The sequence below is a fragment of the Afifella sp. IM 167 genome, assembly GCF_020144925.1.
Lineage (GTDB): Bacteria > Pseudomonadota > Alphaproteobacteria > Rhizobiales > Afifellaceae > Afifella.
The window spans coordinates 331,355-347,961 of record NZ_NSLC01000003.1; the positions used below are offsets into that span (position 1 = coordinate 331,355).

Genomic DNA, 16,607 nt, shown 5'->3' on the forward strand with positions numbered 1-16,607 from the left:
TTTCATGGTCACGGTTACGATGACGGTGAATGGCCGTCAGGTGTCCAAGGAGGTGGAGGACCGGCGGCTCCTCGTCGATTTCCTGCGCGAGGATCTGGGTCTCACTGGCACGCATGTCGGCTGCGACACCTCGCAGTGCGGGGCCTGTGTCGTGCATCTCGACGGCAAGGCGGTCAAATCCTGCACCGTGCTCGCCGCGCAGGCGGACGGCGGCAGCGTCAAGACGATCGAGGGGCTGGCGAACGGGGCCGATCTGCATCCCCTGCAGGCGGCGTTCAAGGAGCATCACGGCCTGCAATGCGGTTTCTGCACCCCGGGCATGATCATGTCGGGCGTCGACCTCATCGAGCGCCATCCGGACGGGCTCGACGAAAAGACGGTCCGCGTGGAGCTTGAAGGCAATATCTGCCGCTGCACCGGCTACCACAACATCGTCAAGGCGATCCTGGCCGCCGCCGAAGAGATGCGCGGCGGCATGCGTCAGGCTGCCGAATAGGACGATCGGGAACTAAAGGCCTGGCGAAAGAAGAGGCCGGCAAGGCCCCCTTCGACCCGGCCGAAGGGAGGAAAGATGACAGTTGAGGGCATCGGCGCCCGGGTGGCGCGCAAGGAAGACAAGAGGTTCATCACCGGCAAGGGCCGCTATGTCGACGACATGGCCGTGCCCGGCATGAAGCACGCGGCGTTCGTGCGCAGCCCGCACGCGCATGCCCGCATCGGCTCCATCAACGCCGAGGCGGCCAAGGGCATGCCGGGGGTGATCGCCGTCCTCACCGGCGGGGAGATGGCGGCCGACGGGATCGGCAACCTGATCTGCGGCTGGATGATCCATTCCAAGGACGGCTCGCCGATGAACATGGGCGCCTGGCCGGCGCTCGCTTCGGAGACGGTGCGCTTCGTCGGCCAGGCCGTCGCCGTCGTCATCGCCGACACCAAGGGTCAGGCGCGCGACGCCGCCGATGCGGTGGAGGTCGCCTGGGAAGAGCTGCCGGCGGTCTCCGACGTGACCAGCGCGCTCGCCGAAGGCGCGCCGCAGATCCATCCGGAAGCGGCGGGCAACCTCATCTACGACTGGGAGATCGGCAGCAAGCCGGAGGTCGACGCGGCCTTCCAGGGCGCGGCACATGTGTGCCGCATCGAGCTCACCAACAATCGGCTGGTGCCGAACGCCATGGAGCCGCGCGCGGCGCTCGCCCAGTACGACGCGGCGGACGACCATTTCACGCTGTGGACGACCTCGCAGAACCCGCATACGGCCCGGCTCGTCCTGTCCGCCTTCTACAACGTGGCGCCGGAACACAAGCTGCGCGTGATTGCGCCGGATGTCGGCGGCGGCTTCGGCTCCAAGATCTACATCTATCCCGAAGAGATCGTCTGCCTGTGGGCCTCCAAGAAGACCGGAGAACCGGTCAAGTGGACCGGCGACCGCTCGGAAGCCTTCCTCACCGACGCGCATGGGCGCGACCATGTGACGGTCGCCGAGATGGCGTTTGACGCCAACAACAAGATCCTCGGCTTCAAGATCGACACGATCGCCAATTTCGGCGCCTACATGTCGCTCTTCTCCTCGGCGGTGCCGACCTATCTTTATGCCACGCTCCTGTCGGGCCAGTACGACATCCCGCTCATCCACTGCAACGTGCGGGCGGTCTATACGACGACGGCGCCGGTCGACGCCTATCGCGGGGCGGGCCGGCCGGAAGCCACCTATGTGGTGGAGCGGATGATGGAGACGGCGGCGCGCGAGCTCGGCGTCTCGCCGGCGGAGCTGAGGCGCACCAACTTCATCCGCGAATTCCCGCATCAGACGCCGGTCATCATGATGTACGACGCCGGCGATTACGACGCCTCGCTTAACGCGGCGCTCGCGGCCTCCGACTATGACGGCTTCGGCGCGCGCAAGGCGGAAGCGGAACGGCGCGGCAAGCTCCGCGGCATCGGCATCTCCTGCTACATCGAGGCCTGCGGTATCGCGCCGTCCAAGGCGGTGGGCTCGCTCGGCGCCGGCGTCGGGCTGTGGGAATCGGCGGAAGTGCGTGTGAACCCGGTCGGCACGATCGAGGTGCTGACAGGCTCCCATTCGCACGGCCAGGGCCATGAGACGACCTTCGCCCAGCTGGTGGCGAGCCGCCTCGGCGTGCCGCTCGACAACATCTCCATCGTCCATGGCGACACCGACAAGGTGCAGTTCGGCATGGGAACCTACGGCTCGCGCTCCGGCGCGGTCGGCATGTCGGCGATCTCCAAGGCGATCGACAAGGTGGAGGCGAAGGCGAAGAAGCTCGCGGCCCATCTCCTGGAAGCCTCCGAAGGCGATATCGAGATCGCCGACGGCGAGGTGCGGGTCGCCGGCACGGACAAGAAGCTCGGCTGGCACGAGGTCTGCCTCGCCGCCTACACGGCGCACAACCTGCCGGACGGCATGGAGCCGGGCCTCAAGGAGGGCGCCTTCTACGACCCGACCAACTTCACCTTCCCGGCGGGCGCCTATGTCTGCGAGGTGGAGATCGATCCCGATACCGGCCACACCGACATCGTCTCCTTCGTGGCGGCCGACGATTTCGGGCGGATCATCAATCCGCTGATCGTCGAAGGCCAGGTGCATGGCGGCATCGCCCAGGGTATCGGCCAGGCGCTGCTGGAAGGCTGCGTCTACGACGAAGGCGGGCAGCTGATCACCGCCACCTTCAACGACTACGCCATGCCGCGGGCGCATGACCTGCCTTCGTTCAACGTCTCGACGACGGAGACGATCTGCCCCTCCAACCCGCTCGGCATCAAGGGCTGCGGAGAGGCCGGGGCCATCGGCTCGCCGCCGGCGGTCATGAACGCCATCACGGACGCGATCGGAAACAACGACCTCAGCATGCCCGCCACGCCGGAAAAGGTGTGGCGCGCGCTCCGCGCAGCGGGCGGCGGCATGCGCGAGGCGGCGGAATAAGGAGAGCTCATCCATGTACCCACTTTCCTACAGGCGCGCTTCCAGCGTCGACGAAGCGCGGCGGCTCTTCCAGGAGGCCTCCGACGCGGCCTATCTGGCCGGCGGGCACACGCTGCTGCCGACGATGAAGCAGCGGCTTGCCGTGCATGACGTCCTGGTCGACCTCACCCGCATCGAGGCGATGCGCGGCATCTCCGTCTCCGGCGACACGCTGACGATCGGCGGCGGCATGACCCATGCCGAGGTATCGGAATCCTCCGAGGTAAAGGGCGCGATTTCCTCGCTTGCGGCCATGGTCGGCTCCATCGGGGATGCCCAGGTGCGCCACCGCGGCACGATCGGCGGCTCGATCGCCAACAACGACCCGGCGGCCGATTATCCTTCGGCGGCCCTGGCGCTGGCGGCGACGATCAAGACCGACAGCCGCGAAATCGCGGCCGATGACTTCTTCACCGCGCTCTACGAGACGGCGCTGGAGGAGGGGGAGATCGTCACCGGCGTTTCCTTCCGCATTCCGGAGACGGCGGGCTATGCCAAGTTTCGCAACCCGGCCTCACGCTATCCGATGGCCGGCGTCTTCGTCGCCAAGCACAAGGACGGCTCGGTGCGTGTGGGCGTCACCGGCGCCGGCATGGAAGGTGCTTTCCGCTGGCACGAGGCCGAAGAGGCGCTCGCCGGCAACTTTTCCGGCGAGGCGCTCGCCGGCATCAGCCTCGATCCGGGAATGATGATGGGCGACATCCACGGCTCGCCGGAGTACCGGGCGAACCTTGTGGCGGTGATGGCCGGGCGCGCGCTCGCCAATCTCGGCTCGGCCGAAGCGATCATCTGAGTGCCGTAAGGCATGCCCGCGTCTTGGCGGCGGGCAGGACGAGATAAAGGCGCCGCGGCCCGGGTGGGCTGCGGCGCCTTTTGCTTTCGTCGCGGATCGCCCTAGTCGCAGATCATCCGGCGCTGGATCACGTAGCCGCCGATCTGGCGATTGTAGACCTCGACATTGCGATAGCGGCAGTTCGGCTCCAGCGTCGTGGCGCGGCGGAACGAATTGTTGAAGAAGTGGGCGTTCGGATTGCGGATGATCAGCTCCAGCTTCTCGTCGGGGCCGTCCCATATGGTGCGGCTCTCCGCCTCGGCGCTGGCGGTGAAGGTGGTGGCCGCGATGGCGGCGGCGATGGCGATCATGACATAGCGGCGCATGGTTTCTCCTTGCGGTCGGCCCGCATTTTTCGGGGGCGACGTGCCGGCCCGGCTGCAATGGGTGCCGTTCTATGCGAGCCTGATCCGCGCCTCTGTGAACCGCGTCACGTTGGGCGAAAGCGTCCTTGCGCGGCTGCGCCGCCCGCAAGAGGGGCTGCTGCCCGTTGACTGGCCGGATGCGCCCAACTATAGCATGCCGCAACCACGCGGCCGCTTTGGCCGCGCTTTCTGTTGGGCAGAGCTTTTTTCTGTCCGCAGACCTTGAACACCACGGAATTGAACGGACGGTACGGACCCATGGCCAATACACCTTCGGCCAGAAAGGCCGCTCGCAAGATCGAGCGGCGCACGGCAGAGAACAGGGCGCGGCGCTCGCGCATCCGCAGCTATCTGCGGAGCGTGGAGGAGGCGATTGCCTCCGGAGATTCCTCCGCCGCCCAGGCGGCGTTGAAGCAGGCACAGCCGGAACTGATGCGCGGCGCCTCCAAGGGCGTGATGCACAAGAATACGGCCTCGCGGAAGATCTCCCGCCTCGCCAGCCGCGTGAAGGCCCTCGGCTGACACGTCTTCGGGGCGGCCCGCCGCCCCGCCTGCCGCTTCCGAGCGAATGAGGGCGATCCGCCCTTGCGCATGACCGGTGTGCTTGGCGCGCCGGCCCTCATGCTGCGCCGATGCGGCGCTTTCCAATCGAGCGAAAACAAGCAGCCTGCACAGGCCATGCAGCCGCGTGATCGCGGCTGTCGGCGCATGTGCGGGCTGCCTGACTCTAGCTGCTATCTTGCCTCTTTTCCGAGGCGGCACATCATGCGCGTAATTCCCGGTATCCACACCGTGCGAAAGGTCGCGACACGCCCAGCCGGACGTTGCGTCCCGCGCCACCTTCCCCTGAGTCCGGTTGCCCCAAGCTGTCAGAAATTTGGCCATATTAACAATTCGTTAGGAACAAGACGCGGCATCGGACCCGGATTCGCGCCGGCATCGGCGAGTCAAGCCCGCCGCGCCGCGAAGGTTTTTGAAGCCACCTAATTTGCTGAGCAAAAGACGCACATTTTGCCCAACTTCCTGCGACTCCAAGGGCTTGTGCGCCGGCCTTGGCAAGAGGTGCCGAAACGGCATTCCGGCGGCGTTGGCGCTCCGTTCTCGCCCGGCGAAATTGGGATGTTGCCCACCCCGGCCAGCTATGGTTTCTAGACCTCACGACGGGGCGACCCGAAGCCTCCGAAAAAGGTGACATCGGCCACGCCGGGACTCCGTTCCCGGCGGGTGGAAGCTTTTGCCTTCGCCCAGCCGAAACGGGTCGCAACGTCGTGGCGTGGGCTTTTCAGGCCGCGTCTCATTCAAGGCTGGGATCTCGTATTCTGGACATTCATCGACCGGGCCTTTGCCCGGCGAGCGGGGGAGTTTGTGTGCACGCAGGGGCCTATCAAGGGGATGTTCTACCAGAGGATGCATGGCGCGCCCTCCAGGAGAATGCCGTCATGATAGACGTGCGCACGCGGGCGGAATGGACCTTCGTCGGTCTACCCGACCTTTCCAGCCTCGGCGGGCGTCTTGTGCTCGCCGAATGGCTGAGCTTCCCGGACAACCAGACCGACCCGGCCTTTGTCGACAAGCTCTCCGGGGCACTCGACGAGGCGAAGGTGGACAAGGGCACGCCGCTCTACTTCCTCTGCCGCTCGGGCGTGCGTAGCGCGTTCGCGGCGGCAGCGATGAGCGCGGCGGGCTTTGCCCCCTGCTTCAACGTTGCGGGAGGGTTCGAGGGGGAACGGGACGCACTCGGCCATCGCGGCCACCTGAACGGGTGGAAAGCGGCCGGGCTGCCCTGGTCTCAATCTTAGATTGTGAAAATGGCGTGCGCCGGATCCGGAGCGCGCCCTGGCGGACAAGGAGATGCGGCGGATGTCTGCAGAAGCGGCAAAAGTTGTGAAGGAGCAGATAGTGGCGGACGGAGAGAGCGCGGAACGTGACTTTCAGGAGGGCTGGTCGCGCGTGAAGAAGCGCCTCAACGTGGAACTCGGCGACGATGTGTTCTCGTCCTGGTTCAGCCGGATCGAATGCGACGGCGTTGCGGCCGGCGTCGTCACTCTCTCGGCGCCCACGCAGTTCCTCAAGAGCTGGATCAAGAGCCATTATACCGACCGTCTGGTCGAACTGTGGAACGCCGAATACGGCGAGGTCCGCCGCGTCGAGGTCGTGCGGCGGAGCGCGCTGAAGATTCCGGCGCAGATGAAGCTGGTTCAGTCCCAGCCCGTGGAGACCGTGCCGTCCGCGCAGGTGGAAGCCGCCGACGAGCGCTTCGCCGGCTCGCCTCTCGATGCCCGCCTCACCTTCGGGAGCTTCTGCGAAGGCGCCTCCAACGATGTCGCCTTTCGCGCGGCCCGTGCCGTCGCCTCGGCGCCGGAGGGCTCCACGCCCCTCTACAATCCGCTCTACATCCATGCCGGCGTCGGTATCGGCAAGACGCATCTCCTGCAGGCGATCGCGCATGAATCGCGCAACCTCAATCCACGCCGCCGCGTCGTCTACCTGACCACGGAGCGCTTCACCTCGCAGTTCGTGACGGCGCTGCGCGACCGCACGGCGCTCGACTTCAAGGAAGTGCTGCGCTCCACCGACCTCCTGCTTATCGACGACATGCAGTTCCTGACCGGGCGCTCCACGCAGCAGGAATTCTGCCACATGCTGAATTCGCTGCTGGATTCCTCGCGGCAGGTGGTGGTGGCTGCCGACCGCGCCCCGGGCGAGCTGGAAGGCCTCGACGAGCGGGTCCGCTCGCGCCTCAAGGGCGGCGTCGTCGTCGGCATGGGCCGTCCGGACGCGGGGATGCGGCGCAAGATCCTGGAGATGCGCTATGCGGCCGCGCGCGAGCGCGATCCGCGGCTGTCCATTCCCGAGCAGGTGCTCGATTATGTGGCGCGGATGGTGGTCAGCAATGGCCGCGATCTCGACGGTGCGCTCAACCGGCTGGTCTGCCGGGCGCAGTTTTCCGATGCCCCGATCACGGTCGAGGCGTGCGAACTGGCCGTCGCTGACCTCGTCGGCGATCGGGAGCCGAAGCGCATCCGCATCGAGGACATCCAGAAGATCGTGGCCCGCCACTACAATGTCAGCCGCCAGGACCTCGTCTCGGCACGGCGCACGCGGACGGTCGTCAAGCCGAGGCAGATCGCCATGTATCTGGCCAAGACCATGACGCCACGCTCCTTCCCGGAGATCGGCAAGCGCTTCGGCGGAAGGGACCACACCACGGTCCTGCACGCCGTGCGCAAGATCGAGGGCCTTGTCGGCGCGGACCAGAAACTGTCCGACGAGATCGAGCTCCTGAGGCGGCTTTTGCAGGACTGAGAGGATCAGGTGGGGACCGGCCGGCGGAAAGCGCCGGCCGGTCTTGTGTTTTGTCGTGAGGCGCGCCAATTTGGCCGCCCGCTGCGCCGGCGCCTTACTTCGCCGGCCGGACGGATCCCCGCCTGAAGCGTCTGGAATGCCGCTATGAGAGTTGCGATCGAAAGGGCTGCCTTCCTGAAAGCCCTTGCCCCCGTGCATCGCGTCGTGGAACGGCGCAACACCATCCCGATCCTGTCGAACGTGCTGTTGCGCGCGGGCGAGGACGGCATGGTGCTGAAGGCGACCGATCTCGACCTGGAAGTCTCCAACAAGGTGCCGGCCATGGCCGAGCAGGCCGGCTCGGCGACCGTGCCGGCGCACATGCTCTACGACATCGTGCGCAAGGCGCCGGAGGGCTCGGAAATCGAGCTGGCGACCGGCGATGGCGGCACGATGAAGCTGAAGGCCGGGCGCGCCCGCTTCGACCTGCAGATGCTGCCGGACGCGGATTTCCCGGATCTCGATCCGGGCACGCTGCCGGTCTCCTTCACGCTGGCGGCCGGCGAGCTGCGCCGGCTCATCGAGCGCACGCAGTTTGCGATCTCCACCGAGGAGACGCGCTACTATCTCAACGGCATCTTCTTCCACGTGGCCGGCGAAGGGCCCGGGCAGATGCTGCGCGCCGTCGCCACGGACGGCCACCGTCTCGCCAAGGCCGAGATCGCCGCGCCTTCGGGCAGCGCCGAGATGCCGGGCATCATCGTGCCGCGCAAGACGATCGGCGAGATGCAGCGGCTTCTGGAGGATAGCGACACCGATGTCGCGGTGGAGCTTTCCGACACGAAGATCCGCCTGACGGCCGGGCCGATCGTGCTCACTTCCAAGCTGATCGACGGCACCTTCCCCGATTACGAGCGCGTCATCCCCTCCGGCAACGACAAGGAGATGACCGTCACCAAGGACATCTTCAAGAACGCCGTCGACCGGGTCTCGACCATCTCTTCCGATCGGGGCCGAGCGGTGAAGCTGTCGCTTTCGGACGGCAAGCTCGTGCTCACCGTCAACAACCCGGATTCCGGCAGTGCCACGGACGAGATCGACGTCGAGTATGCGGGCGAGCCGCTCGAGATCGGCTTCAATTCCCGCTATCTGCTCGATATCGCCGACCAGTTGACGACCGAGGAGGCGCGCTTCGAGCTCGCCGATCCCGGCTCGCCGACGCTGATTCGCGAGAAGAACGGCGGCGAGGCGCTCTACGTCCTGATGCCCATGCGCGTGTGAGCGCATGACGCCGCCGCCTGCGACACCGCAGGAGGTCGCGCTCGCCTCGCTGAGGCTCACCGATTTCCGCAACTACGCATCGGCGGGCCTTGCCATCAATGCCGGTCTCGTCGTGCTGACCGGGCCGAACGGGTCGGGCAAAACCAATCTCCTGGAAGCGGTCTCCTTCCTGTCGCCTGGGCGGGGGCTGAGGCGCGCGCGGCTCGCCGCGGTCTGCCGCACGGACGGGGCCGGCGGCTGGGCCGTGGCCGCCGAAATCGACCGGGGCGGGGAGCGCACGCGCCTCGGCACCGGCCTTCGCGCCGGCGGTCCGGAAACGAGCCGGGAGGTGCGGATCGACGGCGCCGGCGCGCCAAGTTCCGAGGCGCTTCTGGAATATTGCCGTATCCTGTGGCTGACGCCGGCGATGGACGGGCTCTTCACCGGCACGCCCGGAGACCGGCGCCGCTTCCTCGACCGGCTGACGCTCGCCGTCGATCCGGGGCACGGGACGAGGGTGCGGGCCTTCGACAAGCTTCTTTCCAGCCGCAACCGGCTCTTGGAAGAGGATGCCTCGGCGCGTTGGCTCTCGGCGGTGGAGGCGGAGCTCTCGGCCGCCGCGCTCGCCGTCTCCTTTGCCCGGCGCGAAACGGTCTCGCTCCTGGCCGGTCTCATCGCCGGCTACGAGGAAGGCCCGTTCCCGGTGCCGGGGCTGGCGCTCGAGGGCGAATTCGAGGAGGAGCTGGTGGCGGGCAGCTCGGCCGCCGGGGCGGAGGATGCCTACCGCGAGAAGCTGGAAAGCGGACGTTTCCGCGACCGGGCGGCCAGGCGCACGCTTTTCGGGCCGCACCGTTCCGACCTGTCCGTCAGCTTTGCTCTGAAGGGTACGCCGGCGGCGCTCTCATCCACCGGCGAGCAGAAGGCGCTGCTTCTTTCCATCATCCTCGCCGAGGCCGAGCTGGTGGCGCGCGTGGCGGGCATGAACCCGATCCTCCTCCTCGACGAGGTCGCCGCCCATCTGGATGCCGGCCGCAGGGCCGCGCTTCTGGCGCGATTGCGCGATCTTGGCTGCCAGAGTTTTTTGACCGGGACCGATCGCGCGCTATTTGAATCGGCAGGACAAGAGGGCCAGTTCGTGGAGGTCGCGGACGGCCGTCTCGGCTCGGCCTGATGGTGTGGCCAAAATCGGCGGAAAGCCTTCATTTGCGCTGCCGCAATCCCCATCTATAAGTGTCCAGAACCTCCAACAGCGATTCGAAATCCTTCATGACGGACACATCCGGGACCCCGCGCATCCGCATCCCCTCCGATTACGGCGCCGGCTCGATCAAGGTGCTCAAGGGGCTCGACGCAGTGCGCAAGCGGCCGGGCATGTATATCGGCGATACCGACGACGGCTCGGGCCTGCATCACATGGTCTACGAGGTGGTCGACAACGCCATCGACGAGGCGCTTGCCGGCTACGCCTCGGAGGTCTCGGTCACGCTGAACGCCGACGGCTCCGTCACCGTCATGGACAACGGCCGCGGCATCCCGACCGACCTTCACCCGGAGGAGGGCGTCTCCGCCGCCGAGGTGATCATGACGCAGCTGCATGCGGGCGGAAAATTCGACCAGAATTCCTACAAGGTCTCCGGCGGCCTGCACGGCGTCGGCGTCTCGGTCGTCAACGCGCTCTCCGCCTGGCTGAAGCTGCGGATCTGGCGCGACGGGCAGGTGCACGAGATGCGCTTCTCGGATGGCGTCGCCGACAGCCCGCTCGTGGTGGTCGGCGAGGCGGGCGATGAGAGCGGCACGGAAGTCACCTTCATGCCCTCGACCGCCACCTTCACCATGACGGAGTTCGACTACGACACGCTGGAGCACCGGCTGCGCGAGCTCGCCTTCCTGAATTCGGGCGTGAAGATCCGCCTGACCGACAAGCGGCATGCGGATGTGCGCGAAGAGCTGATGGAATACGAGGGCGGGCTGGAAGAGTTCGTGCGCTATGTCGACCGCTCCAAGAAGCCGCTCATGCCGACGCCGATCGCCGTCTACCACGAGCGCGACGGCATCACCGTCGAGGCGGCGCTGTGGTGGAACGACAGTTACCACGAGACGGTGCTGTGCTTCACCAACAACATCCCCCAGCGCGACGGCGGTACGCATCTGGCCGGCTTCCGCGGGGCGCTGACCCGGCAGGTTTCCGCCTATGCGGAGAATTCCGGCATCGCCAAGCGCGAGAAGGTCTCGCTGACCGGCGACGATTGCCGCGAAGGGCTTTCCTGCGTCCTCTCGGTGAAGGTGCCGGACCCGAAATTCTCCTCCCAGACGAAAGACAAGCTCGTCTCCTCGGAAGTGCGGCCGGTCGTCGAAAGCGTCCTCAACGAGGCGCTTTCCACCTGGTTCGAGGAGCATCCGGGCGAAGCCAAGATCGTCGTCAGCAAGGTGGTGGAGGCAGCCGCCGCGCGCGAGGCGGCGCGCAAGGCCCGCGATCTGACGCGCCGCAAGGGGGCGCTCGACATCTCCTCGCTGCCCGGCAAGCTCAAGGATTGCTCCGAACGCGATCCGGCCAAGTCCGAGCTCTTTATCGTGGAGGGCGATTCGGCCGGTGGCTCGGCGCAGATGGGCCGCGACCGCGGCTATCAGGCGATCCTTCCGCTGAGGGGAAAGATCCTCAACGTGGAGCGCGCGCGCTTCGACAAGATGCTCTCCTCCGACCAGATCGGCACGCTGATCACGGCGCTCGGCACCGGCATCGGCAAGGAAGAGTTCAACCCCGACAAGCTGCGCTATCACACCGTCATCATCATGACGGATGCCGATGTCGACGGCGCCCATATCCGCACGCTGCTCTTGACGTTCTTCTACCGGCAGATGCGCGAGATCATCGAGCGCGGACACCTCTTCATCGCCCAGCCGCCGCTCTACAAGGTGACGCGCAACCGCTCCGAGCAGTATCTCAAGGACGAGCGGGCGCTGGAGGACTACCTCATCCGCGGCGGCCTCGACGAGACGGTGCTGACGCTCGCGAGCGGCGAGGAGCGGGCCGGCGAGGATCTGCGGGCCGTCATCGACGAGGCGCGCCTCCTGCGTTCGGCGCTGGAAAGGCTGCATTCGCGCTATAACCGCGGCGTGGTCGAGCAGGCGGCCCTTGCCGGCGCGCTCAATGCCGAGCGTATGGCCACACCGGCCGAGGCCCTGAAGATCGCCGCGCTGGCGGCCGAAAGGCTCGACCGGATGGCCGACGACACCGAGAAGGGCTGGACGGGCGAGGTCCGCGACGGCGGCATTCTCTTCCAGCGCACGCTTCGCGGCGTCACGGAAGTGGTGCGGCTCGATTCCGGCCTCATCGGCTCGGCCGACGCCAAGGCGATCGACCTGCATGCGGCCAAGCTCGCCGCCGTCTTCGAGGAGCCGGCGCGGCTGCGGCGCAAGGAGGTCGACAGTGTCATCTATGGGCCGATCGAACTCCTGGAAGGCGTCTTCAGCGTCGGGCGCAAGGGGATCGCGCTGCAGCGCTACAAGGGTCTCGGCGAGATGAACCCGGGTCAGCTCTGGGAGACGACGCTCGATCCGGACAGCCGCTCGCTCCTGCAGGTCTCCGTCAAGGACGCCGATGCGGCGGAGATCATCTTCTCCGGCCTGATGGGCGACGATGTGGAGCCGCGCCGCGAGTTCATCCAGACGAACGCGCTCAACGTCGCCAATCTGGACGTCTGACCGGGAAATCGTCGCAGGCCTTTTTCGGGCCGAGCCGGGCGCCTATCTCCGCCTCGAGGTGACGATCATCGACGAGGCGTAGACGTGTCATTCGGTCCCATCCAACGTCCCGGACGCGATCCGGAGCGCGAGGCAGAGCGGCTTCGCGCCCGCTTTGCCGCCGTCTCGCGCAGCGTGGCGCGCGAAAGGCGGCGACCGATGCGGCTCAGCTGGATGGCTTTGTGGGGCATCGCCGCGGCGCTCGGCTTTCTGACCGTGTTCCTGTTCGACCGGATCGGTTCCTAGAAGCCGGCGGCGGCAGGCTCACGAAGAGGGACCCGTGCCCGCCGCCGCCTCGCCGGCGCGATGCACGGGCGCGCCGGTTTTCCGCGAATGTGGATCAAGGCCGCTTGCTAAAGGCCGAAGAAGCTCCTCACGCCCGACAAGAAGCCCTTCTCCTCCCGCACCAGACGCATGCCGAGATTCGTCGGCGGCCTTCCGACCGAGCAGGCGCCGCTTTTCGGATCGCGGATGAAGCTCGTCAGATAGGCCCGGTGGGCGCCCTCGGCGATGCGCACGCCGCAATTGTCGTGGCGCGCGATCTGGCCGGTCGCCGGGTCGATGCGGCTGCGCGCATAGCAGGTCGAGGTCCATTCCCAGACATTGCCGGAAAGGTCGAGAAGGCCGTGCTCGTTCTCGCCGAACGTGCCGACCGGCTGCGCCCTTGCCTCCTCGGGCTCCCTGCGCCTTGCCTCCTCGTCGTAGCGGGAGAGCCAGCGCTCGGCCGGATTGTCGGGGCTGCCCTCCTGGAAGGCGTCGTCGACGGCGCGCGTGCCGGCGAACAGACGCCATTCGCGGTCGCTCGGCAGGCGCCAGACCTCGCCGGTACGCCTTGAAAGCCAGGCCGCGTAGGTGTTCGCATCCTCGAAGCTGATGCCGGTCGCCGGCAGGTCCGGCTCGCCCGCCGTGTCGAGGGCGCGGCAGGCGCCCGCCGAGACGCAGGCGCCGTATTCGCCGCGGGTCACCTGCCGCCGCATGACGAAGAAGGGCACTTCCGGGCTGAAGGTCACGACGGGCGCGTTGACCGGCATGTTGCCTGAGAGAAACTCTCCGGCCTCGCGGTAATCGGTGCTGAGGCCATCGATCCGCTGCTGGGGCACGTCGGATATCTGTGCGGCGGCGACAGGTGGGAGCGCGACGATCGCGAAGCCGGCAAGGGCTAAGATGGCGGCAGGGGCGTATAAGAAGCGCATCATCGTGCTCTGAAAGAGAAAGCGGCCCGCCGGGGGGCGTTGGCGGACCGCTCGCGTCGGCCTCAGCCGACGATGGGACCGGGGGCGCTCACCTGGGTCATCAGGTCGTCGTTCCAGTCGCCTTCGACTTTCACATGACCCGTGGCTCCGAGTTCGGCCGCTTCGATCAGGTTGTGGTTCACATAGGCGTAGATGCCGGGCTGGCGGAAAGTGTAGATGGCCGCCGCCGCGCTGCCACCGCGCACGAACCAGGTCTCCTGGTCCTTCTGCGGGGCGTTGGCGAACTTGCCGGTCTCCCAGACCCAGTCGCCATGGCCGCCGATGAGGTGCGGACGGCTGTCGCGGTTGGCGCAGGAATGGATGAAGAGCACCGTCTCGCCGACCTTCGCCGGCATGGCGCTTTCGCCGGTGAGGGCGCCGACCTTGCCGTTGAAGACGACATGCGTCGGGATGAGGCCGCGCATGACATCCAGCGTGTCGGAATAGGACTCGCCCGGGCTGTCGTAGGTCATGTAGTTCCCGTCGGCGTCCTTCGGGATGTAAAGGTCGAACTCGCCGATCGTGTAGACGCGATCGTAGTGCAACGGCTTTCCCTCGCCGTCCTTCAGACCGTCGCGCGGCAGGACCATGACCGTTCCGCTCATGCCGGAGACGACGTGCCAGGGCACCATGCCGGTCGGGGCGCAATGGTAGATGAAGACGCCCGGACGGAAGGCCTTGAAGCGCAGCACCGTCTGTTCGCCGGGGTTGATCAGCGTCAGCGCACCGCCGCCGAGGGCGCCAGTGGAGGCGTGGAAGTCGATGTTGTGGGGCATGGTGTTGGTCTCGGGATTGACCAGCGTCAGCTCCAGATAGTCGCCCTCGTGCACGACCATGGTCGGGCCGGGCATGGAGCCGTTGTAGGTCATGGCCTGGAACTCGGTGCCCTGGTCGTCGACCACCACCTTCTTTTCCTCCACAACCATCTTGAACTCGACGATCCTCGGCCCGCCCTTGGCGACCTGGTCGTGGGCCATGACATGCGGCGGGGTGACGAGTTCGCCCTTGATGCGCGGCAGATCGCCGGCCGGCGATGCGGCGGCGAGGCCGGAGGTCGCGCTGCCGGCGGCGCGCGCCGGACCGCTCACCATCAGCGCCGCGGTGGCGGCGGAAGCTGCGCCGAGCAGGGCGTTGCGACGGGTGATCATGGTCTTGTTCCTCTTCGTGCGGGTCATCATCGATGGGCGCACTCAACACCCGATGGCCTTCATGCTCGTTGCGAAAAGGCAAATAACGCGGAGAACCTCGGGCAATTCCGATCGGGCTCCGGCGAATAGGAGAGGCGCCGGCGCTTCTTCTTTGCGCCCCGACAACGAAGCGCCCGCGCCCGCCGCGTAAGGCTTGTCCATGTCACCAGAGGGGTGGCGGGGAGCGAGCCCGTGAAAGTAGCCAATGCCACCGGCGGCAACGCCGTTCTCGACCTGCGCCAGACGCCTTGCCGGCAGCGGCCTCTTTCCGTCTTCCAGGTCTTCGACCGGCTCGCGCCGGGCGAGGCCTTCGAGGTCGTCAATGACCACGATCCGATGGGGCTCTTCCACTATCTGCAGACGGCGATCCCGGGCGATTTCACCTGGGATTACCTCGTTCGTGGGCCGCAGGAATGGCGCGTGCGGATCGGGCGGGCATGAAGCCCGTGCCCGGTGCGGGGGAGGCGGGCGGATTTTTCGGCGCTCCCTTCCGTCCCTTCTTTCTCGCCGCGTTGATCCTCGCCGCGTGCGCCATTCCCGTCTGGACCAGAATGTATCTTTCCGGTTTCGGCGAGGTCGCCGGCATGCCCGCGCTCGCCTGGCACGCGCACGAAATGGTCTTCGGCTACCTGCCGGCGGCGATGGCGGGTTATCTTCTCTCGCCGGCGCCGGGAAGTGGGGCGAAGCCGGCCATTTCCGGCTTGCCGCTGGCGCTTCTCCTTGTGCTCTGGTTCGCCGGACGGCTCCTGCCGCTCGTCCTGCCCGCAGCAGGAGCGGTTCTCGACGCGGCCTTCCCGCTCGCGGTCACGGCTTTCCTCCTGCGCGCCATGCGGGCTGGCGAAAGCCGGCTGACCCGCCACGGCCTGGCGCTCTTTCCCTTGATCGCAATCGCCTCGCTCACGCACCGGCTTGTTTGCTTCGATCCGCAGATGGCCGCGACGCTCGCTCGGCTCGGCGTTGCCATCGGGGCTCTCCTGATTGCGGCCGTCGGCGGGCGGATCATCCCGGAGGCTACGCGGGCGGCGTTGCCGGCGAGGGAGCGGGCGAAGGTGGCGGAGCCTTACCGGCGCTTCGACATCCTCGTGCTCCTCGCTGCCGCGCCGGCGCTCGGCGCATGGGTCCTGGCGCCCCAATCGCTGGCGGAGGCGATTCTCTTGCTCGCGGCGGGTGCTCTCCATCTCGCCCGCCTTGTGCGCTGGCGCGGCTGGCGGGTGCGCGAGGCGAAGGTGCTTGCCCTTCATGCCGGCTATGTTTGGCTCGCCGCCGCGACGCTGCTTGCCGGGCTTTCGGCCGAACCCTTCGCGCTCGTGCCGGCCGATTTGGCGCTGCACGCCTTCGCGGCGGGGGCGATCGGCACGATGACGATGGCGGTGATGGCGCGGCTGGCGGTGCCGGCGGCCCTGGGTGCGCCTGCCCGGCTGGCGCTGATTTTCGTCCATCTTGGCGCGGTGCTGCGCGTCTCGGCAGTGCTGCTGAGCGGCGCCTACCTGCCGCTGCTCGTCGCCGGGGCCTTTTTCTGGTCGCTGGGCTTTGCGATCTTCGTCCTCGTGCTGTTGCCGCCACGCCGCAGGCGAAGATCCGCCCCGGATGCGGCCGGCGCTCACGCGATTGTGGGCGCTCGTGAGCACTGGCGGCGGCCAATCAAGGTCCCACACGGTAGTCGCGGGCGCGTCGCGGACTATCCTTCCGGGCAAAGCTTCAGACTTTGACCTTTAGGGAGGAGAT

15 protein-coding genes are annotated in these 16,607 nt (G+C 67.1%); 12 read left to right on the top strand and 3 right to left on the bottom strand.

Going from position 1 to position 16,607, the window contains the following annotated elements:
• Positions 1–4: 4 nt before the first annotated feature.
• The 3 genes from CLD20_RS06770 (at position 5) to CLD20_RS06780 (ending at position 3,773) form a co-directional block, all read left to right on the top strand.
• Positions 5–496, top strand: a complete 492-nt coding sequence (locus CLD20_RS06770; RefSeq protein WP_224405830.1) for a (2Fe-2S)-binding protein — start codon at positions 5–7, stop codon at positions 494–496.
• A 75-nt stretch (positions 497–571) separates the two neighbouring features.
• Complete coding sequence (locus CLD20_RS06775) at positions 572–2,941, top strand: xanthine dehydrogenase family protein molybdopterin-binding subunit (protein ID WP_224405831.1); 2,370 nt, start codon at positions 572–574, stop codon at positions 2,939–2,941.
• Between the two features lie 13 nt (positions 2,942–2,954).
• Positions 2,955–3,773, top strand: a complete 819-nt coding sequence (locus CLD20_RS06780; protein ID WP_224405832.1) for a xanthine dehydrogenase family protein subunit M — start codon at positions 2,955–2,957, stop codon at positions 3,771–3,773.
• Between the two features lie 101 nt (positions 3,774–3,874).
• On the opposite strand, the gene CLD20_RS06785 is transcribed toward CLD20_RS06780, so the two are convergent.
• Positions 3,875–4,138, bottom strand: coding sequence for a hypothetical protein (locus tag CLD20_RS06785; RefSeq protein WP_224405833.1), 264 nt, complete (start codon positions 4,136–4,138; stop codon positions 3,875–3,877).
• 297 nt (positions 4,139–4,435) lie between these two features.
• On the opposite strand from CLD20_RS06785, the gene rpsT reads away from it, so the two are divergent.
• The 7 genes from rpsT to CLD20_RS06820 all read left to right on the top strand — a co-directional run bounded on the left by rpsT (position 4,436) and on the right by CLD20_RS06820 (position 12,709).
• Positions 4,436–4,699, top strand: coding sequence for a 30S ribosomal protein S20 (gene rpsT, locus CLD20_RS06790; RefSeq protein WP_224405834.1), 264 nt, complete (start codon positions 4,436–4,438; stop codon positions 4,697–4,699).
• Between the two features lie 845 nt (positions 4,700–5,544).
• Positions 5,545–5,976, top strand: coding sequence for a rhodanese-like domain-containing protein (locus tag CLD20_RS06795; protein ID WP_224405835.1), 432 nt, complete (start codon positions 5,545–5,547; stop codon positions 5,974–5,976).
• A gap of 100 nt (positions 5,977–6,076) precedes the next feature.
• Entirely contained in the window at positions 6,077–7,483 is a 1,407-nt protein-coding gene (gene dnaA / locus CLD20_RS06800) for a chromosomal replication initiator protein DnaA (protein ID WP_224405836.1), read from the top strand.
• Between the two features lie 144 nt (positions 7,484–7,627).
• On the top strand, positions 7,628–8,743 hold the full coding sequence (gene dnaN, locus CLD20_RS06805; RefSeq protein WP_224405837.1) for a DNA polymerase III subunit beta: 1,116 nt from the start codon (positions 7,628–7,630) through the stop codon (positions 8,741–8,743).
• A 4-nt stretch (positions 8,744–8,747) separates the two neighbouring features.
• A complete protein-coding gene (gene recF, locus CLD20_RS06810; RefSeq protein ID WP_224405838.1) occupies positions 8,748–9,893 on the top strand; it encodes a DNA replication/repair protein RecF in 1,146 nt (381 codons plus the stop codon).
• Between the two features lie 95 nt (positions 9,894–9,988).
• Positions 9,989–12,424 carry a DNA topoisomerase (ATP-hydrolyzing) subunit B gene (gene gyrB, locus CLD20_RS06815; RefSeq protein ID WP_224405839.1) on the top strand — a complete coding sequence of 812 codons (2,436 nt, stop codon included), beginning with the start codon at positions 9,989–9,991 and terminating at the stop codon, positions 12,422–12,424.
• An 84-nt stretch (positions 12,425–12,508) separates the two neighbouring features.
• Positions 12,509–12,709, top strand: coding sequence for a hypothetical protein (locus tag CLD20_RS06820; protein ID WP_224405840.1), 201 nt, complete (start codon positions 12,509–12,511; stop codon positions 12,707–12,709).
• Positions 12,710–12,816: 107 nt separating this feature from the next.
• On the opposite strand, the gene CLD20_RS06825 is transcribed toward CLD20_RS06820, so the two are convergent.
• Both CLD20_RS06825 and nirK read right to left on the bottom strand, forming a co-directional pair.
• Complete coding sequence (locus CLD20_RS06825) at positions 12,817–13,659, bottom strand: SUMF1/EgtB/PvdO family nonheme iron enzyme (protein WP_224405841.1); 843 nt, start codon at positions 13,657–13,659, stop codon at positions 12,817–12,819.
• A gap of 59 nt (positions 13,660–13,718) precedes the next feature.
• Complete coding sequence (gene nirK / locus CLD20_RS06830) at positions 13,719–14,843, bottom strand: copper-containing nitrite reductase (RefSeq protein WP_224405842.1); 1,125 nt, start codon at positions 14,841–14,843, stop codon at positions 13,719–13,721.
• A gap of 231 nt (positions 14,844–15,074) precedes the next feature.
• Between nirK and CLD20_RS06835 the strand changes: the two genes are divergently transcribed.
• Both CLD20_RS06835 and CLD20_RS06840 read left to right on the top strand, forming a co-directional pair.
• On the top strand, positions 15,075–15,323 hold the full coding sequence (locus tag CLD20_RS06835) for a DUF2249 domain-containing protein (RefSeq protein ID WP_224405843.1): 249 nt from the start codon (positions 15,075–15,077) through the stop codon (positions 15,321–15,323).
• On the top strand, positions 15,320–16,591 hold the full coding sequence (locus CLD20_RS06840) for an NnrS family protein (protein WP_224405844.1): 1,272 nt from the start codon (positions 15,320–15,322) through the stop codon (positions 16,589–16,591). The genes CLD20_RS06835 and CLD20_RS06840 overlap by 4 nt, the downstream gene beginning before the upstream one ends.
• The last annotated feature ends 16 nt before the right edge of the window (positions 16,592–16,607 follow it).